Source organism: Candidatus Woesearchaeota archaeon (assembly GCA_027858315.1).
Lineage (GTDB): Archaea > Nanobdellota > Nanobdellia > Woesearchaeales > UBA583 > UBA583.
Window position 1 is genome coordinate 1 of the sequence record JAQICV010000010.1, and the last position, 18,493, is coordinate 18,493.

The window sequence follows — 18,493 nt, forward strand, 5'->3', positions numbered from 1 at the left end:
TCTTATTTAATTCTTGACGAAAAGAATTCTCGTGAGGAATTATTTGTTTTTGTACAAGTTTACGAATCATAATAATTAAAGAAATTTGAACTTTATAAATCTACTTCGGATAAAGCCCAATAATAAAACAATAAACACAAATAAAAAATCAACTTCAATTAATTAAATTTATAAATGAGTTCTATTTCTTTTTTAATATGACAGAAGCAAAATTTGATGAATACGGTAATAAACTCGTAAACGAACCAGGATGTGTTAGTTTTAAATGTCCTGCTTGTGGTGAGACTGAAATTTCAAGAAGTAGAAAAGCAAGAGAACTCTCTAAAGAGTATGTTTGTCCAAAATGTGGTTTCATTGGACCTTAAACAAATAAATTTCTAAAATGAATTCAAAAACTTTAAAGTTTGTAAAACTTTTAGTATATTCTTTTATAGCATTAATTATAATTTTAAGTGCAATTCTTGTAAGTCTTATATTAACAGAAGAAAACAATCAAACAATTGTAGTCTTAGAAACTTCCTTTGGAGATATTCATATTGAATTAGATGAGATAAATGCACCAATTACTACTCAAAATTTTTTATTATATGTAAATGAAGGTTTTTATGATGGGACTATCTTTCATAGAGTAATAGGTAATTTTATGATTCAAGGAGGAGGGTTTTTACCAGACACAACACAAAAAGAAACAAAATCACCTATTGTTTTAGAATCTTACAATGGTTTAAAAAATAATATTGGAACAATTGCTATGGCAAGAACTAATGTACCAAATAGTGCAACAAGTCAGTTTTTCATAAATGTTGAAAATAATTCACAATTAAATTTTGAAAGTCCACAAAATCCAGGATACGCTGTATTTGGAAAAGTTATTCTTGGAATGGATGTTGTAAATCAAATAAGGAATGTTGAGACTACAACAAAAGCTCAACAGGCAAATTGGCCACAAGAAGATGTGATTATAAAAAGAGCTTATCAGTTAAATTAAGAAAAAATGGAAAACGATAAAACAATAGTAGTATTTGAAACTACAAAAGGAAACATAGAAATTGAACTATTCTTAGATGAGAGTCCAATGACAGCAGGAAACTTCAAGAAATTGGTTGAAGAAGGATTTTACGACAAAACTAAATTCCACAGAGTAATCCCTAACTTTATGGTTCAAGGTGGAGACCCTCTATCTAAGAACAACTCAATGACTAACAGATGGGGTACTGGTGGTCCTGGTTATGCAATTCAAGATGAATTCATTGAAGGATTATCAAACAAGAGAGGAACTCTCTCAATGGCTAATTCAGGTCCAAACTCTGGAGGATCACAATTTTTCATTAATACTGTAAACAATACTAACCTAGATTGGGACAAAGCTCCTGCTTCATCCAAACATCCAGTATTTGGTAAAGTTACTTCAGGCATGGAAATTGTAGATGCAATCTCAAAAGTAAGAACAACAGGTTCAGATAGACCTCTTGAAGATATTGAAATCATCAAGGCATATATCAAAAATTAATTAATTTTATTATTAAATTACTAACCATTATAAATTCTAGTCTTCAATTTTTCTTATGAATAATAAATTAATTTTGTTTGACATTGATGATACTCTATTTGATAATCATGATTACAAAATTAAATCTAGAAATGCAAGTTTAAACAATCTAAGAATATGGCTAAAAAAAGATTATAAATTAGAATACAGTTTTGATGAATTAAATTCTTTAGTTGATAAAATTTATAGAAAAGATACCGGAAACTCCCACATATATGACCAACTACTGTACTCTTTAGGACTGCCTAGAGAAGATGTAATTAAATTAGTTGTGAAATGTGTAATGCATCATCATAATACTAATTCTGAGATGATAGAATGTAATAATGTCAAGACAACATTAAAAGAATTAAAAAATAGAAGATATACTTTAGGTATTTGTTCTTCAGGAAAAGAATTTAGACAATGGGACAAATTAGTTAGAATTAATATTGAAGAATATTTTGATACTAAATTTGTTTTTATAACAGGAAAAATTAATAATTATCTTAGAAGAAATGCAAAAGACTTAATTTTCTATAAAAAAATTAAAAAGAAAATAAAAAAAATTGGTTTTAGTAATGTATATATGGTTGGAAATAAATTTAGAGATGATGTTTTAACTTCTTATCATGTAGGCTTTGAATCTTTTTTAGTAAAATCCTACAGTTTTAATGAAATTGAAGATACATTTAATTGCTTTAAAATAACTAGGCCAATATTAAATGATCTCTCCGAACTATTAGAGCATACACAATAATCAAAAATCTTTATAAAATACAATAAATTATTCATATTATGTCAAACAATGAAGAAAATAATTCTCCTAAACTAAGACTTACTCCTAAAGTTGAAGAAAGTTTAATCAAAAAACAATACGGTGTATATAATCATTCTGCAGTTCAAATATGTTCTTGGAATAAAAAAGCTCTAACAGGAAAAGGAGTATGTTATAAAGAAAGATTCTATGGAATCAGATGTCATTCATGTATGGAAATGGCGCCAACAGTAATGTGGTGTCAACAAAACTGTACTTTTTGTTGGAGACCAATGGAATACATGAAAAATCTTACAATAAAAAAAGAAGAAGTAGATGAACCAAAAGAAATAATTGAAAATTTAATTCTAAAAAGACAAAAACTAATGAATGGATTTGGTGGTCACAACGATTTAAACAAAGAAAAATTCAAAGATGCACAAATTCCTACACATTACTCAATATCTCTTAGTGGAGAGCCTACAATGTACCCCAAATTACCTGAAATGGTCGAGTATCTTAAAAAATTAGAAAGAACTGAAACAATATTTGTAGTATCCAATGGACAAGAACCAGAATACTTTGAAAAACTAAAAGGAAATCTACAATATCAACCAACACAACTCTACATTTCACTTGATGCATCAACTCCTGAAATATTTGATAAAGTAAACAAATCATTATACAAAGATGGTTGGGAAAGATTAAACCAATCTCTTGAAAACATGTCCAAAATAAATTGTAGAAAAGTCATAAGGATGACCCAGATAAAAGGATTAAATGATAATGAATCTGACTTAAAAGGTTACAAAGAACTAATTGAAAAATCAAAAGCTGATATAATTGAAGTAAAAGCTTATATGTACTTAGGTCTTTCAAGAAATAGACATACAAGAGACCAAATGCCTGAATGGGAAGATGTTCAAGAATTTGCCAAAAAGATTTGTGATTATTTAGGAAATTATGAAATAGAAGGAGAAATGAACAATTCATTAATATTATTACTAAGAAGAAAGGATTCCCCATACACATTAAAAATTGAAAAATTTGAGAACCATAATTAATTAAATAAATATACGAGTAAAGTTTATAAATTTATAAGTTTGTAATTTATCTATGAAAGCAGCTCGAAGAGGTTTAATTGATAGAATAACTTGTATAGATATTAATCAAGGAGATGAGACAGTTAAATATAGTTCATCTTATAAACATCCAAAGTCAGATTTGAGAGTTCTAAAGGCAATTATTGGTGAACAAGGCAGAGATCATAAAGATTTTTTATATACTAAATTAATAAATACATCTATTGGTACTAGCGATGATAGTCAAAGAATAGTTTTTGGTACTGATGATATTAATAAAGAAGGATTTAGGTATTACAAAATAGGAGATACATTTTATGTTGAGAATAATCATGCTAAAAAACCTACTACACTTTTTTCAAATATGAAATCTATCGAAACTCATGATTTTGAAGAGTTAATTCGTGAGTTTAGTGAAGAGTTCTTCGATGTTTTTCAACAAGATAAAAGATTAAATGGATATCTTGATACATGGCTTAAATATTTTAAGAAAGATTTTATTGAACTTGGCGGAGACATTTTACTCCCTAAAAGAAATCTTAGTGTTAATTATTAATGTGAGATAAATTAAGTCCTTTCAATGCTTCACTAACTAATACTTTTAATTCTTCATAATTATTTGCAACAGGAAACTGTGGAAACTCATCAATCACATTTTGAGGAGGCATAAATAAAAATCCAATATCGGCAATCTTTAACATATTAGTATCATTATAAGAATCTCCAAAAGCAATAACTTGATAATTTAATTCCTTAAATCTTTGCACCGCCTCTTTCTTATGATTAGGCATCCTTAATTTATAATCAGTAATTTTTCCTTCTCCGCTAATCTCCAACTCATGACAAAACAAAGTAGGCAACCTTAATTTTCTCATAAATGGCATTCCAAACTCCATAAAAGTATCTGATAAAATAATCAATTGATTCTCTTCCCTCAGCCAATCTAAAAACTCTTTTGCACCAGGAAGTGGTTCCATAGTTTCAATCACATCTTGAATATCCTTAATAGTTAAACCATTTTTTTCAATTATTTCAAGTCTCATTTTCATAAGCTTATCATAATCAGGTTCATCTCTTGTAGTCATTTTCAACTCTTCAATTCCAGTTTTTTTGGCAACATTAACCCAAATCTCAGGAATAAACACGCCCTCTAAATCAGCACATACTATATTCATAAATATTTTCCAAGATTACAACTTATAAATATTCCTCTTGACAAATATATACAAACTCAAGAAAAATTATAATTTTTCTAAGATACTAAAAAATTTATAAAATAAATTTTAGGTATCGTAGGAATTTTCAATTCCTAGACTATTGTTTTCACAAGTTCATACAAAGCTTTAAATAAATAAAATACTCTAAATCCTTATCATGAACTTATTTCAATTAACAGAAAAACTAACAAAAAAAATGAAATGGTACGATGTATCATTATTAAAATTAACAGTACTCTTCTCAACACTTGCATTAGTAACTGGTTGGGGAGCTTTTAGAGAACTTGTATTCAAACTAGACTGGTATTGGTATGCAGTAGCTGCAATAATTCTATCAATTCCTATTTTTAAAAAAATGTTTTGTAAATAAATTCAAAACATTTATAATATTCTTTTTATAAAAATTATTTATGAACAAACAAAGAACTATTTTCTCTTTCATGTTAATATCATTATTAATGTTAATATCAATTGGATTTTCTCAAACAACATCTTGTCCATATGGAGAAGTCAATGAACCTTTCCCTGGAACATGTACACTCTACATAGATCAAGATTCAAATAAAATCTGCGACTTATCTGAAGAACAAACAATTACAATAGATGAAACTCATGATTTAATCACAGGTCAAGAACTAAAAACAAAAACTGTAGAAGAAGTCGCAAATATTTATGGTATTAATTCACACACATACGCTCACGCTCTAAGAGATCAATTTGGCATAAATAACATTGAACCACAAACTTCATTTCAACTTCTACATGACAATTACGGTGTTGAACCATCAATTGCAAAAGATGTAGCAAATGCCCTAAAAACAGGAACAACAATCACCCAAACTGCAGTAGAAGAAACACAAATAAATATAACACCTAAATATGAATTCATACTATTAACATTATTAATATTTTTGATGTATGCATTTACATTTACATTAAGCAAAGCAAAACAAATCAAATACATCAACCATTTAAGATTCTGGAATATAATGCTTCTTTTAAGTTTTCTAATCGCAGGAATCACAGGAATCCTTTTAGTAATTAGAATAAATTATGGTATTGCATTTGACATGCCATTTAACATATTATATTGGCATGTAGAATTAGGAATTGTAATGGCAGTTTTATCAATACTGCATGTTCTAAAACATTTAAGATATTTTAAAGTAATGTTTTGAAGAAAAAAATAAAAATAAAAACTTTTAATTAGCTTAAAATAACTAATTCTAAACCTAAAAACAATAAAGTTTAAAAATCAAAAAGATGTCAAAAAGATATGACTGAAGAACTCAAAAAAATAATCTACTCACTTCACCCTCTAGAGAGGAAAGTTTTACCTGAAATTGAACTAAAAGATATAAACGAAATTTCAAAAAAAACTAACCTTAGTGAAGCAGAAGTAAACACAGCAATTAGTATGCTTGAAGAAAAAAAATATGTAATTGTTGAAAAATTAGAAACTACTTATATAAGTCTTGACAAATTTGGAGAAAAGTTTGTAAAAGGAGATTTACCTGAAACAAAACTTCTAAAAGAAATAATTGATAAACCAAAAGCAATGTCTAAAATCAAACTAGACAAAGATGAAATTTCTGCAGCCTTAGGTATATTAAAAAAAGAAAAATTAATTGATATCAAAAATGATGGTGAAATGATTCTTAGCGCAACAGAAAATGCTAAAAAATTTCTTAAAGAATCATACAATCCACTAAATAATTTCAAAACAGAAGTAATTGAGATTTTAATGAATAAAGAACAACAAGAAACATTTGAAAACTTCAAACAAAGAAAAGGATTCTTAAAAAAATATAATAAAATAAAATATGAAATTATCTACACTAACAAAGGTAAAGATATCACAACTGAGATTAAATCAAAATACCTAAATTTAGACTTAATTGAAGCACTAGATACAAGTATGTTAAAAACAGGTTCTTGGAAAGACAAAGAATTTAGACACTACAAAGCAGACTTAGAAGTACCTATTTTAGATATTGGAAGAAGACATCCGATGATGGAAGCAAATAATGTAATTAGAGATGTATTTGTTGAGATGGGTTTCAAAGAAATGCAAGGACCAATTATTGAGAGTGAATTTTGGTGTTTTGATGCTCTATGGATTCCTCAAGACCACCCTGCAAGAGATGACCAAGACACATTCTTTCTAGATGGAAAAGCAAAAGTTCCTACAGATTATAAAGAAAAAGTTAAGACAATGCATGAAGAAGGAATCAAAAGAACTCATACTGCAAAAGATGACTTTAGTGATGAAATAACTTCAAGAAGAATTCTAAGAACACACTCAACTGCAACAACATTTAGAACACTTCATGAATTATCTCAAAAAGAAAAAAGAGGAGAAGATATCAATGGTAAATATTTTTACTGTGCTCATAACTTTAGAAACGAAGCAATCGATGCAACGCATCTTGCAGAATTCTTCCAAGCTGAAGGATTTATTATCGGAGACAATCTATCACTAGCTGATTTAATGGGATTTGTAAAAGAATACTATGCAAAACTTGGAATTACTCAAATTAGATTCAAACCAACATTCAACCCATATACAGAGCCATCAATGGAAGCTCACTACTATGACCCTAAAATGGATAAATGGTATGCCCTAATTAATTCAGGAATATTTAGACCTGAAACTCTAAAACCTCTAGGACTTGAAAATAAAACAATTATAGCATGGGGAATGGGAGCAACAAGAGTTGCAGCTCTACTATCAAAAGCAAACAACCTAAGAGAACTAACTGGAACAACTTGCGATTTAGAATGGTTAAAAACAAGGCCACTAATGAACAGAACAATAGTAAATAAAGGAGGTAAAAAATAAAATGAATCTGCAAACTAAGTTTACAAATTCAGGCACAACTGAATCTAAGATTCAATGTGTCATTTTAAAATTTACGGAGGTAAAATATTAAAATGGTTTTAGTACTAGCAAAACAATCTCAAATAAATAAATATGTTGGAAAAGAATTAAGTGTTGAAGAAATCAAAGAAACTTTAGTTGATATGGGTATGGACATTAAAGGAGATAGTGAAGGTGAGGATCCTGAATTAAAAATAGAAATCACTGCAGAAAAATTAGATATGATCTCAGCAGTTGGAATCGGAAGAGCAATAAAATATTACAGAGAAATTGAAACACAAATTCCTAAATATAGCATTGAAGATTCTGGAGAAAAATTAATTGTGAAATCATCCGCAAAAAAATCTAGACCAAAAACTGTTGCAGCAATAATTAGAGATGTTCCAATGTCTCAAGCATTCCTAGATGAAATTATCGAAATTCAAGAAAAAATCCATGACTCATTTGGTCGTAACAGAAAAAAAGCAGCAATTGGAATTTACCCTATAGACAAAATTGAATTCCCTATAACATACGGAAGTGAAGATCCTAAAAATATAAAATTTCAACCTCTTGAATCAACCAAAGAAATGAATGGACATGAAATATTAAAAGAACATGATACTGGAAAGAAATATGCTCATCTATTAGATGGTCTTAAAACATATCCTGTATTTAGAGATAACTCTGGAAAAGTATTAAGTATGCCTCCAGTTATCAATTCACATGACACTGGACGAGTTGAACTAAATCATAAAGACTTATTCATTGAATGCTCTGGTCACAACCTAAACCACCTTGATAATGTACTAAAAATTCTTATAACAACTCTAATTGATATGGGAGCTAAAGCTCAAAGCATGGAAGTAATCTATGAAGGAGATAATGAGAAATACACGCTTGATTTAAACAGCTTTTCTGATGAATTTGATCTAGATTATGCTAACAAACTAATCGGATTCAATTTGAAACCTGAAGAAGTTGAAAAATATTTAAATAGAATGATGTTTGGACTAAAAAGTATTGAAGGTTCAAAAATCAAAATTGAAATTCCAATCTTTAGAACTGATGTCTGGCATGATGTAGATATTGCAGATGATTTAGCAAGAGCATATGGATATAAGAATATAAATCCTACATTTCCTAATATATCTTCAGTTGGAGAAACTTTAGAATTTTCACAATTCAAAGAGAAAATTTCAGACACAATGACTAAATTAGAATTCTTAGAATTATACACTTATTCAATAACTTCAACTACTGAGCATTTCAAGAAAATGAATATTGTAGAAGAAAAAGAAGAATACATGAAAATTAATGATAGTGCAGAGCAAGGAATAAATATGGTAAGAAGTCAAATCCTACCTGACAATTTAACATCACTTAACAGAAATAGGAAAAATAAATACCCTCAAAAAGTATTCGAAAATGGGATAACTGTTCAATTAGATAAAGAATGCGACACTGGGGCTAAAAATCAATTCAATCTTTCAGTCTCAATTGCAGACCCAAAATCAAATTATACTTCAATAAAAGGAATCCTTGACACATTAATGAAATTAAATGAAATAGAATTTGAAATAAAAGAAAGTAATTTGAATTTTCTAATAGATGGAAGACAAGCAGATATTTTTGTAAGAGGTCATAAAGTAGGATACATTGGAGAACTACATCCACAAATTTTAGAAAACTTTGGACTACTAGTACCTATAAGTTCAATGGAAATAAACTTAGATAAAATCTTTGAATTAAAATAATTAAAAACTTTTTTATACTTAAAGAATTAAAATAAATTAAATTATTCAGCATATGCAAGCGAAAAAATCGCTTTCAAAGCAACAACAATCGTCGCAGGAACAATAAATATCATCATAGAATTCATAACTCCTGCAAGATAACCTCCAACAACTTGAACATTTCCAATAACGCTTCCACCAAAAAACATAACTACAACCATAGAAACGCTAGCTAGTAAAAACATTCCAGACTCGTGACCTGTAACATTCAAAAATCCCACAATTAAACCTAAAACTATCAAAATTGAGACTAATGTAGGATAAATAGTCCAACTATCAAAAAAACCAATAACTAAGGCAATAATTAAACCTATTAAAAAGGCCCAACTACCAACTTTAGCCATAACGTTTGAAGATTTCTTTTCCTTTGTCATTTTATAATATCTCCAACAAATCAAAATGTTGTATATACTAATGAAAATCAGTAATTATAAAGGTTGTGCATATACTTAGGCTGAAAAATCACAGTAAAAGCCACTCTAAAAACTAAAAGAAATAATATTATCAAAATAAATGAGAATCACTGCATGACCTAATCAAAGTATCATTATTCCAATGAGCTCCCTTATATGTTACAACTTCATTCAAATTGTCATAACTCAAAATGTCTTTTACATTCTCTAAAGTAACATTACTTAATATATCTTCCAAAACTGAATCTACACTCTTAAAACTAAATTGTTTATTAATGTCAATAATCTTTCTCTTATAAGGCAACCAATTGTAAGTATTACCAAGTAAACCTTCTTTCTTATCGCAACTCTGGGTATCCAAAACATGTAAAAAACTAAAAAAAATCTCCGAGCTCTTCAATGTAGGGTTCATTTCTAAAAGATAAAATTTATCTTCAACTTTTCTTCCAAAAAATAACAATGCTAATAATATTCTCTCATCTGGATTATTCGATAATTCTAAACTCTTCCCAATATAAAAATCATCCCCTAATGGACTCAGACTAAATTTAATTCTATCATATTCAGAAACCTTTCTTCTTTGAGATGGTAACCTTTTTGGATGCTGAATAATATAGTCTTCTGTCATTATAATTAATTTAGAATACAATATTGATTATAAACATTACTGAATAGTGATTAAATATCTAAGTTAGAATATAGCAAATGAGAGGTATATAGATATCCATCGTTTTTTGGACTTTTTCTGATTTTTTAACATTCAATTTATAAATTAATAAGATAAAATTAATTTATTGGTAAATATTTTAGAAGTTTAAAAAATCAAATCCAAGAGTTTAATAATTTTATATAATCAAAACACAATTATATTATATCAAGATAAAACATATAATTACATCAATTAACATATTTCCACTACTACCATCAATTTAAGGATAAAGTTTTTATATTAGTAGTTGTAGATTTTTATTATGATTTTAAATAGTCTTCAAGAAAGCATAACATTTATATTACAAAATAATAGTTCAAGTGATTTTATTAGAGCGCTTATTATATTTTTCATATCTTTTATATTTTTATATCTTTTAAAAATTTTAGGAAGTAATAGAACATCTATATTTTTTAAAAATTTAAAAGTTAGGAAAATAGAAGAAAAAATAAATTTTATTAGGCAAACTGTAGGTTATGGATTTTTTATGGTTTTACCTGTTTATCTTTTTTTAATAAATATTAATTTTGGTCCAAGATTCACAAGATTTTTTGATATTTTATTCCTTGTAGTTATTTTATTTTATTTAGTTAAAGTTGTTCATATATTAATTAGTGTTATGGCGCAAAGAGTAATTATTAAAGAAGAGAAAAAGGATAAAGATTTTGATCCTTCTTTTATTCATTTTATTGATGTTTTTTTAAAAATTTTAATTTGAATTGTTGCTATTTTATTTTTTGTGTCTAATTTAGGGTTTGATGTTACAACTTTGCTTGCTGGACTTAGTATTGGTGGTTTGGCAGTAGCTTTTGCTTTGCAAAATGTTTTAGCAGATATTTTTGCTTCTATTTCTATTTATATTGATAAGCCATTTAAGAAAGGAGATTTAAGCTTTTTCATATATTTTTCTTTGTCTTCTTTTTTGAGATATTAAAAATAAAACAAAAAATAGAGGACCTAAAAATAATAAATTATACATAATAGTCCTTTTATAAGATAAGTTTTGAGTTTGATAACTATTAACTTTTACAACATAATCTGTTTTAATAGTTGTATCACCATAAGGTTTTGTAAATAATCCCCTTTTTAAAAAATGTATATCACTCCCTTTAGTCATTACAATATGGGAAGGATATGTCTTTGCAAAATAATCAAATTTTTTATTTTGACCCCAAGTTGGATCTACTGGCACCCAACCATAATCTGGAAGATAAAATTCTGCCCAACCATGGGCAAATTTAGCTAAATGATATTCTTCACCTAATTGAAAGTTTTTACCCCATCCTGAAACTCTTCTTGCTGGAATTCCATTGGCCCTAAGTAAAGCAACATATAAATTTCCTAGTTCTGCAGAACCACCTTCCCTATTTTTTAAAGTAGTTAAAGCATCATTTTCTCCAGCTATTTGTTGATAATTAATATTGTCAATAACCCACTCATAAGAATTCCAAGCAATATCAACAATATTGCTAGAATTTTGAGATATAATATTAGCTATATTTTGAATTTCTGGCTCCCTGTAATTAATCATTGAACTTTCTAAAATAAATTTATTTACATCTTCATCATAATTCTTAATATCATCTTTTTGAATATTAAAATCAGTAGCCTTCATCAATAAAGAGATATTTATTGTGAAATTTATTGATGAAAATGGGTCTACTTGTTCAATAGTATAATGAGCAAATTTATTTCCAATAATATCTTCTGTAATTTTTTCAGGTTCTTTTGAAAAATTAATATTTTTCACAATTTGATATTCATTTTGATTAGTAGGTAAAGCTAATCTTAAAGGAACATTTAAAGCAGGAGCCGAACCAATATTATTTACATAAACATTTAATGTTAAATTAATCTCTTTTTGTTCATAAGTGTCTATTTTATCAGTCTTAGAAAATATAAAACCTCCTGTTATGAACAAACACAAAACAATTACAGTTATAATTAACTCTTTTTTTATTCCCATTTTTCTTTATTATATTTTTTAACTAACTCAATTCTATCTTTAATATCTAAAAATCTAATTGAGGATAATTTATCTTCAATAAATTTTAATCTTTTAAGGAGCCCTTGCATATTAGCATTTTGTATCTCAAGCCCAGGTCTTTTATTTACTTCTAAAATTAATGGACCATTATTACTAACTGCAACATCAACTCCCGCATAATTTAACTTACTTGCACCTTGAGCAAGGCAAGATATTTTTAATATCTCATTCCAATTAGAAATATGTATTTTAGTTAAATCAAAATTAGTATCTGGATGATACTTTAAAGACCCTCCATGCGACTTCCATTGAGGATTAACACATTTTCCTGACCCAATGTCTACTCCAACAGTAATTGCGTCCTTATGGATGTTTGCTAAACCTTTTGATTCTTTAGTAGGAATCCTCATCATAGCCATTACTGGAAATCCACAAAAAACAATAACTCTAATATCAAAAACTCCTGGATAAAAATATTTAGAATATTCTTTTGCAACAATAATTTTTTCTTCAATTATTGCTTTATCTTCACTATCGTTCGAATATTGACCTTCTAAAATCTGTTTAATATGATTTTTAATTTCATCAAAAGTAATCTCTTTATCTTTAATATAAAAACTACCTTCTTTTTTATCTATAACTAAAATTCCTTCACCTCCTAAACCTTTTGTCGGTTTTATTACAAAACTTTTCTTATCATAAATTGAGTTATATAAATTCTCTAAATCTTCTTCACACTCAATAAACATATAAGTTTTCGGAGTAGGGATGCCTAATTGATGAAAACTAATTTTCATATCATCTTTATTTAAACTAGAGAAAAGATTTATTGGATTATACTTAGAAATATATTCTCTATTTCTCTCATTTAAACTTAAAACATCTTTTTTATTTTTTAATTTTTTAAACAAATTATTAAATCTCAAATTATCAAATAATCTTAAATCTGATTTTAATGCCAAGTAAAAATTAGCTCCTATTAACAAAATCCAAGTTTCAGGATTTAAGGCAATAAAACTAATTAAAATTTCATAAGTTAAAACAAAATATACTATAAATATTGTAATAATTGTCCCAATTAATTTTTTTAGAAGTTTCAATCCAATCAATCTCTTTTACTTGAACTATAAATCTATCTGCAAACCAAGCCGTGATTAAAACTGGAAAAAATATTGCACTCTCAAAAATTTGCAAATGAAATAATTCTCCTATTAATTCAAATACTGTAATAAAAGTAACTAATGAGCTAATTATAATTGCAACCCTATAACTTGAAGAGATTTTAAGTGGATATAAAACTAAACTTAAAATCATTGCAACAAGAAAGATATTAAAAAAAACAATAAAACCTAACCATAACCCTAATCCTGATTTTAATATCCCAAAAATAATAATTGCAGGCCCAAAAACTCCATAAGTTTTTATACCTATAATATTTCTTACAAAAGCAATAATTAAAACTGCAACCATTAATTGAAAAAATAATGTTGAATTCTCAAGAATTGGTTTCATAAAATCAAGATTATACCTTATCCAAAAAATTAAAGATAATAATATTGCAAAATAAATACCTAAATTTAATTTTTCTGATTTATTCATTTTAGTTTCCTTTTTTTTTTAATAAAAATGTAGCAAGAATAATTAAAGTTAATAAAACTCCTCCTATTATATAATATAAAATATTACTATTACTATTTTTAGTTATTTCATAAAAATTATTTCCTTTATAGTCTACATATGCAAAATCATTATTTAAATTAACTTTCCAAATTAAATTTCCTTCAATAATAGTTTTCTCAACATCTTCAAATTTAATTCTCTTATTATAAGCACTTAAAACTAAAGAATTAATCTTTTCAAAAATTTCCCAACTAGGTTTATTAACATCTTGTCCATAAACATATAATTGATACTTATCTGAAGATAAAATATTTATTCCATCATAAGCTTTAACTTTATAATTATAAATCCCAGATTTTAAATTTGTTTCATAAACATAACTAGAATTTGTTTTATTCATATCTATCCAATCATAATCATTAAACTTAATTTTAACATATTCAATATCATTAAAATTAACTTTATCAAAATTAACATTAAATCCAAAAATTGTACTCTCGTCTCCTTCATTAGAACTAACATTAAGATTTAATCTCGGGATCTCGCCAAGTGCGCTAATATTAAAATACTTTTTATTAGATTTAATAAAATTAATTCCGTCTGTTGTTTCAAAATAATATTCATATGCTCCAATTGGCAAATCTGAAGTATATGTAAACAAATTACCTTTAAGATTATCATCTTCAAATTTCATTAAATATTTTTCATTATTTAAAACTAAATGTACATATTCAGGCATTTGAGATTCATTATCATAATATCTTGTACTAAAAATACTTTTTGCATTTGAATTTTCATCAATTATTCTTTCAACTTTTGAAAATTTTAATTTTGGTTTTATATTTAATTCATTATTTAAAATATAATAATATGTCCAAAGTGAGGTGAATGTTGATGAAATTTCTGAAGTGAAATCTTTTTGTGGTGCAAAACCTAAATCAGGATTTCTTAAATCTTTTAAATATTTAATAGTAGTCTCATAATTAATAGAAGTATCTTCTAAATAGAAAAGAGATAAAATTGCATCATAAGTAAAAATAGTTTTTGAGTGATTACCAGGAAAAACAATCTCGTCAGGAGATCTTTTAAATCCACCATCTAAGTTTAATGAATCAAAAATAAATTTTTTAGCAAAATTAACATTATTTGGGTTTTCATTCAAAATATTTAAAGCCCTAATAGCCCTATATGATGAACCTAAATCCGAATCACTCTCTCCAATATAATTCCCAAAACCACCATCGGAATTTTGAAGTAATTTTAAAAATGAAATAGCCTTAATTTTATTATTTGGTTCTGAACCTAATATTTCTAATGCTCTTAAAGCCCTATAAGTATAACTTCCTCTTGAGATATAATCTTTTGCAAATCCAAATCCTCCATCAACATTTTGAAGTGATTTAACATATTCAATAGTTTTAGTTGGATTATTTATATTTTCTCCAAGTAAATTTAATGCCAAAACTGCCCTATATGTAGTCTCAACATTTGAAATACCATTATCTCCAAATCCACCATCTGAATTTTTAAAAGAATTTAAAAAGTCAATTGCATGAGTCTTATTTATCGGAGATTTACCTAATAAATTTAAAGTAGATATAGCATTAAATGTTGATTTAACAGTAGATGCCAAACCAGGATCATTTCCAAATCCTCCATCTAATCTTGAAGAAAAATGTTCACTTACATAAGAAACAGGTTTTTCTTTATCAAAATCTTCATTTAAAATATTTAGTGTAAATAATGCGAAAAATGTTGTATGAATACCTTCTTTAGTATCTAATGAATGTTCTTTAAATCCACCATTTATTTCTTGATTATTAATTATAAATGTTTTAATTCCTTGAGTATTAGGAACGACTTCTTTTAATAAATCTAAAGCAATAACTGCATTATATGTAGATGAAATTGTAGGAGTATCTCCTACACTATCTGAAAAAGCCCTATTTACAGATTGTTGTTTTTTAATAAAATTTATAGCCTCTTCATAAAAATCCGGAATATCTCCTAATAAATCTAATGCCGCCAAACCTCTTCTTGTATGCATTAATGTTGAAGTCCAAAAAATCTCAGCTTTTCTATTTGTTTGAAGACCAAAACCTCCATCAAAATTCTGGTGATCTTTTAAATATACAATAACTCCATTTTTATTAGGAACTGGAGAGTTTAATAAATTTAATGAATATACTACATTATAAGTACTTGAAACATCAGCATCAGTCTCTTTAATTGAAGATCTAAAACCATAATTTCCATAAGTTAAATTCAAAACTTGAAGTTTATTTAAAAAATCAATAACCATAGTTTTATTTCTAGGTCTGCATTTAATAATTTTAAAGTATCTAGTGCCAATCTTGTTGAACCAGCTTTAGATCTATCTCTATTCCAATCTCCAAACCCACCATCAACATTTTGAAGATCTTGAACTTTAAATTTAAAAAAAGTTATTTCATCATTTGTTAATTCACTTAACTTTCCAGTATTTTCAAGAATAGATAAATGATAATAAATATCATCTAATGAATTAAAATTATTTTCTTCAATATTTTGAGAATTTTGTATTAATTTAAATGATACATCTGGATTAAAATATATATCTGGATTTTGAGACATATCAATTGCACTTATTGACAAAGGTATAATTAGTAGAATTAATACTACACATAACCTTTTTATTAAATTTTTAGATTTCATACTATAATAATAAATAAATAGTTTATAAATATTACAAGTTACCTTAAAGTAGTTTTAAGTATGTCCATACTTTAAGAAAAAAGAAAAAAAGGAGAACAAATCATTTAATACTTTATAAAAACCAACAATAATCTCACAAAAATTATCCCAAAAATAGAATTAGGTGTAATTATTATTTCTATTACAGGTTGTTTTATAAATAAAAAATTCTTTTTACATACTATATATAAAAAAATAAATAATAAAATAAATATTGAAATTACAAGAATAAAAAATACTAAACAACATAGAATACTATATGAAAGTTTTGAGACTAAAGAAATAAAAACAGGTGATAAAAAAGATCTTGAAAAAGATAAAAGTTTATTTAAAAAGTTGAAAAAAGAAAGATTAACAGATGAATTAATATTTGATGACTACAAACAAAAATTATTAACTAATATTGAAAAAATAAGGACTCAAAAAGTTAAGAGGATTAATTCGATGTTTTCTAAGAATAAGTTTGTTAATTTTCTTAATATCTATTTTTTGCTATTTTATCCTGAAATTAAAATTCCATTGACTGATATTGTTGATTACTATTATGAATGAGGTGATAGACTATGAAATTACTAATATTAAACGGACATGGAATATCTATTCGGGTTGACAATGCCAAATTAATTATTAGAGAAGGGATTTACTCTTTAGATGAGAAACCGCAAGAGTATATATTTCTACCAAAAAGAATTGAATACGATACTATTGTAGTATATGGTAGTAGTGGGAATATATCAATTGATGCAATCAGATGGTTAATCAAACATAATGTACAGATAACTATTCTTGATTGGGATGGAAAACTATTAACAAATATGCTTCCACCAGAGAGCGTACAAGTCAAAACTAAGTTTTTACAATACAGAGCATATGAAAACGAAGAATTAAGGCTAAGAATCGCTAAGGAGTTCATTAAAACTAAGTTTAAGAGGACAGAAGAGTTAGTTGATTGGATTAAATTAAGACATCCTGAAATAACATTAAATATTGAAAGAGAAAAGAAGCAATTAGAGAATGCTTCATCAATAAAGGAGATAATGCATATTGAAGGATTAGTTGCTTCTTGGTATTGGAAAGAATTTGCTAAAATCATGTCTCCTAAGTATGAATTTCAATCAAGAGTTAACACTGTAAGACCTATGGGAGCATCAGATCAAGTTAATTGTTTGTTAAATTATGGATATTCATTACTTGAAGTTGAATGTTTGAGATGTATCAATGCATCAGGTCTAGACTATCATGTAGGATTCTTGCATAATATGACTATAGGAAAGAACAGTTTGGCTTATGATTTTCAAGAATTGTTTAGATTTTTAGTAGATAAGATAGTAATTGAGTTACTTGAAGCTAATGTTTTCAAGAAAAGTGATTTTATTAGGACAGAAAGCTATGCTTTAAGGTTAAGACCAACTGGTGCTAAGAAATTAATTGAAGGGATTAACAAAGGGTTTAACAAAAAGATTAAGTATGAGAGTAAGATGATTACTATGAGTTACCATTTAATGCTAAAAGTAAGGGATTTATCGCAGTTTTTACAAGGAAATAGGATTAAATTAGACTTTAACACACCTGATTTTGGGTTTGACAGAGTAGATTCTGATGATGTAAGAGAAAAGATTAAGAAAATTACCTATAAACAGTGGGTTGAGTTAGGGTTTTCTAAGGGTTCTTTGCATCATTTAAAGCAAAATGTAGACTCTGAACGATCTTTTGAGATTAAAAAACATGTACAAGAGAGATTAAATGGGATTAAGGTTTGGGATTGACAAGGTTTGACAGGGTTAGACAAAT

General features: G+C 26.8%; 22 protein-coding genes. 14 read left to right on the top strand and 8 right to left on the bottom strand.

All coding sequences use genetic code 11. The annotated features are described in order from the left end of the window. The first annotated feature begins 197 nt into the window (after positions 1-197). The 6 genes from PF569_00490 (at position 198) to PF569_00515 (ending at position 3,923) form a co-directional block, all read left to right on the top strand. Entirely contained in the window at positions 198-365 is a 168-nt protein-coding gene (locus PF569_00490; protein ID MDA3854704.1) for a zinc finger domain-containing protein, read from the top strand. Between the two features lie 134 nt (positions 366-499). Further along, a complete protein-coding gene (locus tag PF569_00495) occupies positions 500-988 on the top strand; it encodes a peptidylprolyl isomerase (GenBank protein ID MDA3854705.1) in 489 nt (162 codons plus the stop codon). A gap of 6 nt (positions 989-994) precedes the next feature. Further along, a complete protein-coding gene (locus PF569_00500; GenBank protein MDA3854706.1) occupies positions 995-1,510 on the top strand; it encodes a peptidylprolyl isomerase in 516 nt (171 codons plus the stop codon). Positions 1,511-1,565: 55 nt separating this feature from the next. Further along, entirely contained in the window at positions 1,566-2,288 is a 723-nt protein-coding gene (locus PF569_00505) for an HAD hydrolase-like protein (protein ID MDA3854707.1), read from the top strand. A 38-nt stretch (positions 2,289-2,326) separates the two neighbouring features. Further along, positions 2,327-3,349, top strand: a complete 1,023-nt coding sequence (twy1, locus tag PF569_00510; protein MDA3854708.1) for a 4-demethylwyosine synthase TYW1 — start codon at positions 2,327-2,329, stop codon at positions 3,347-3,349. Positions 3,350-3,401: 52 nt separating this feature from the next. Continuing rightward, a complete protein-coding gene (locus PF569_00515) occupies positions 3,402-3,923 on the top strand; it encodes a hypothetical protein (protein MDA3854709.1) in 522 nt (173 codons plus the stop codon). Here PF569_00515 and thrH read toward each other — a convergent pair. After that, entirely contained in the window at positions 3,913-4,542 is a 630-nt protein-coding gene (gene thrH / locus PF569_00520; GenBank protein MDA3854710.1) for a bifunctional phosphoserine phosphatase/homoserine phosphotransferase ThrH, read from the bottom strand. The two genes, PF569_00515 and thrH, sit on opposite strands and share 11 nt — an antisense overlap. Positions 4,543-4,741: 199 nt before the next feature. Here thrH and PF569_00525 point away from each other — a divergent pair, with 199 nt between their 5' ends. From PF569_00525 to pheT, 4 genes are all read left to right on the top strand, one after another. Then, positions 4,742-4,954 (top strand): hypothetical protein, encoded by a 213-nt coding sequence (locus PF569_00525; protein ID MDA3854711.1) that lies wholly within the window; start codon positions 4,742-4,744, stop codon positions 4,952-4,954. Between the two features lie 40 nt (positions 4,955-4,994). Continuing rightward, positions 4,995-5,762 (top strand): DUF4405 domain-containing protein, encoded by a 768-nt coding sequence (locus PF569_00530; protein MDA3854712.1) that lies wholly within the window; start codon positions 4,995-4,997, stop codon positions 5,760-5,762. A 98-nt stretch (positions 5,763-5,860) separates the two neighbouring features. Continuing rightward, positions 5,861-7,426 carry a phenylalanine--tRNA ligase subunit alpha gene (locus PF569_00535; GenBank protein ID MDA3854713.1) on the top strand — a complete coding sequence of 522 codons (1,566 nt, stop codon included), beginning with the start codon at positions 5,861-5,863 and terminating at the stop codon, positions 7,424-7,426. A 92-nt stretch (positions 7,427-7,518) separates the two neighbouring features. Continuing rightward, positions 7,519-9,201, top strand: a complete 1,683-nt coding sequence (pheT, locus tag PF569_00540) for a phenylalanine--tRNA ligase subunit beta (protein ID MDA3854714.1) — start codon at positions 7,519-7,521, stop codon at positions 9,199-9,201. 41 nt (positions 9,202-9,242) lie between these two features. Here pheT and PF569_00545 read toward each other — a convergent pair whose 3' ends face one another. Both PF569_00545 and PF569_00550 read right to left on the bottom strand, forming a co-directional pair. Further along, a complete protein-coding gene (locus PF569_00545) occupies positions 9,243-9,614 on the bottom strand; it encodes a hypothetical protein (protein MDA3854715.1) in 372 nt (123 codons plus the stop codon). Positions 9,615-9,744: 130 nt separating this feature from the next. Then, positions 9,745-10,281 (bottom strand): hypothetical protein, encoded by a 537-nt coding sequence (locus PF569_00550; protein MDA3854716.1) that lies wholly within the window; start codon positions 10,279-10,281, stop codon positions 9,745-9,747. Between the two features lie 343 nt (positions 10,282-10,624). Between PF569_00550 and PF569_00555 the strand changes: the two genes are divergently transcribed. Together PF569_00555 and PF569_00560 are read left to right on the top strand one after the other, a co-directional pair. Beyond that, positions 10,625-11,080, top strand: coding sequence for a hypothetical protein (locus PF569_00555; protein MDA3854717.1), 456 nt, complete (start codon positions 10,625-10,627; stop codon positions 11,078-11,080). Between the two features lie 9 nt (positions 11,081-11,089). Beyond that, entirely contained in the window at positions 11,090-11,296 is a 207-nt protein-coding gene (locus PF569_00560; protein MDA3854718.1) for a mechanosensitive ion channel, read from the top strand. On the opposite strand, the gene PF569_00565 is transcribed toward PF569_00560, so the two are convergent. The 5 genes from PF569_00565 to PF569_00585 are packed head-to-tail and all read right to left on the bottom strand — an operon-like array spanning position 11,249 to position 16,663. Beyond that, positions 11,249-12,328 (bottom strand): transglutaminase-like domain-containing protein, encoded by a 1,080-nt coding sequence (locus PF569_00565; GenBank protein MDA3854719.1) that lies wholly within the window; start codon positions 12,326-12,328, stop codon positions 11,249-11,251. The genes PF569_00560 and PF569_00565 overlap by 48 nt on opposite strands. After that, a complete protein-coding gene (locus PF569_00570; GenBank protein MDA3854720.1) occupies positions 12,319-13,449 on the bottom strand; it encodes an alpha-L-glutamate ligase-like protein in 1,131 nt (376 codons plus the stop codon). Before PF569_00570 ends, PF569_00565 begins: the two co-directional genes overlap by 10 nt. Continuing rightward, positions 13,379-13,948, bottom strand: a complete 570-nt coding sequence (locus PF569_00575; GenBank protein ID MDA3854721.1) for a hypothetical protein — start codon at positions 13,946-13,948, stop codon at positions 13,379-13,381. Before PF569_00575 ends, PF569_00570 begins: the two co-directional genes overlap by 71 nt. A gap of 1 nt (position 13,949) precedes the next feature. Continuing rightward, positions 13,950-16,271 carry a hypothetical protein gene (locus PF569_00580; GenBank protein MDA3854722.1) on the bottom strand — a complete coding sequence of 774 codons (2,322 nt, stop codon included), beginning with the start codon at positions 16,269-16,271 and terminating at the stop codon, positions 13,950-13,952. After that, entirely contained in the window at positions 16,253-16,663 is a 411-nt protein-coding gene (locus PF569_00585; GenBank protein ID MDA3854723.1) for a hypothetical protein, read from the bottom strand. Before PF569_00585 ends, PF569_00580 begins: the two co-directional genes overlap by 19 nt. Before the next feature lie 375 nt (positions 16,664-17,038). On the opposite strand from PF569_00585, the gene PF569_00590 reads away from it, so the two are divergent. Further along, positions 17,039-17,254 carry a hypothetical protein gene (locus tag PF569_00590; protein MDA3854724.1) on the top strand — a complete coding sequence of 72 codons (216 nt, stop codon included), beginning with the start codon at positions 17,039-17,041 and terminating at the stop codon, positions 17,252-17,254. An 11-nt stretch (positions 17,255-17,265) separates the two neighbouring features. Further along, complete coding sequence (gene cas1 / locus PF569_00595; protein MDA3854725.1) at positions 17,266-18,468, top strand: CRISPR-associated endonuclease Cas1; 1,203 nt, start codon at positions 17,266-17,268, stop codon at positions 18,466-18,468. Positions 18,469-18,493 lie beyond the last annotated feature (25 nt).

Coding starts and splice junctions, on each gene's coding strand:
- PF569_00490 (MDA3854704.1), top strand. CDS start 198: ATGACAGAAGCAAAATTTGATGAATACGGTAATAAACTCGTAAACGAA.
- PF569_00500 (MDA3854706.1), top strand. CDS start 995: ATGGAAAACGATAAAACAATAGTAGTATTTGAAACTACAAAAGGAAAC.
- PF569_00505 (MDA3854707.1), top strand. CDS start 1,566: ATGAATAATAAATTAATTTTGTTTGACATTGATGATACTCTATTTGAT.
- twy1 (MDA3854708.1), top strand. CDS start 2,327: ATGTCAAACAATGAAGAAAATAATTCTCCTAAACTAAGACTTACTCCT.
- PF569_00515 (MDA3854709.1), top strand. CDS start 3,402: ATGAAAGCAGCTCGAAGAGGTTTAATTGATAGAATAACTTGTATAGAT.
- thrH (MDA3854710.1), bottom strand. CDS start 4,542: ATGAATATAGTATGTGCTGATTTAGAGGGCGTGTTTATTCCTGAGATT.
- PF569_00525 (MDA3854711.1), top strand. CDS start 4,742: ATGAACTTATTTCAATTAACAGAAAAACTAACAAAAAAAATGAAATGG.
- PF569_00530 (MDA3854712.1), top strand. CDS start 4,995: ATGAACAAACAAAGAACTATTTTCTCTTTCATGTTAATATCATTATTA.
- PF569_00535 (MDA3854713.1), top strand. CDS start 5,861: ATGACTGAAGAACTCAAAAAAATAATCTACTCACTTCACCCTCTAGAG.
- pheT (MDA3854714.1), top strand. CDS start 7,519: ATGGTTTTAGTACTAGCAAAACAATCTCAAATAAATAAATATGTTGGA.
- PF569_00545 (MDA3854715.1), bottom strand. CDS start 9,614: ATGACAAAGGAAAAGAAATCTTCAAACGTTATGGCTAAAGTTGGTAGT.
- PF569_00550 (MDA3854716.1), bottom strand. CDS start 10,281: ATGACAGAAGACTATATTATTCAGCATCCAAAAAGGTTACCATCTCAA.
- PF569_00555 (MDA3854717.1), top strand. CDS start 10,625: ATGATTTTAAATAGTCTTCAAGAAAGCATAACATTTATATTACAAAAT.
- PF569_00565 (MDA3854719.1), bottom strand. CDS start 12,328: ATGGGAATAAAAAAAGAGTTAATTATAACTGTAATTGTTTTGTGTTTG.
- PF569_00575 (MDA3854721.1), bottom strand. CDS start 13,948: ATGAATAAATCAGAAAAATTAAATTTAGGTATTTATTTTGCAATATTA.
- PF569_00580 (MDA3854722.1), bottom strand. CDS start 16,271: ATGGTTATTGATTTTTTAAATAAACTTCAAGTTTTGAATTTAACTTAT.
- PF569_00585 (MDA3854723.1), bottom strand. CDS start 16,663: ATGAAATCTAAAAATTTAATAAAAAGGTTATGTGTAGTATTAATTCTA.
- cas1 (MDA3854725.1), top strand. CDS start 17,266: ATGAAATTACTAATATTAAACGGACATGGAATATCTATTCGGGTTGAC.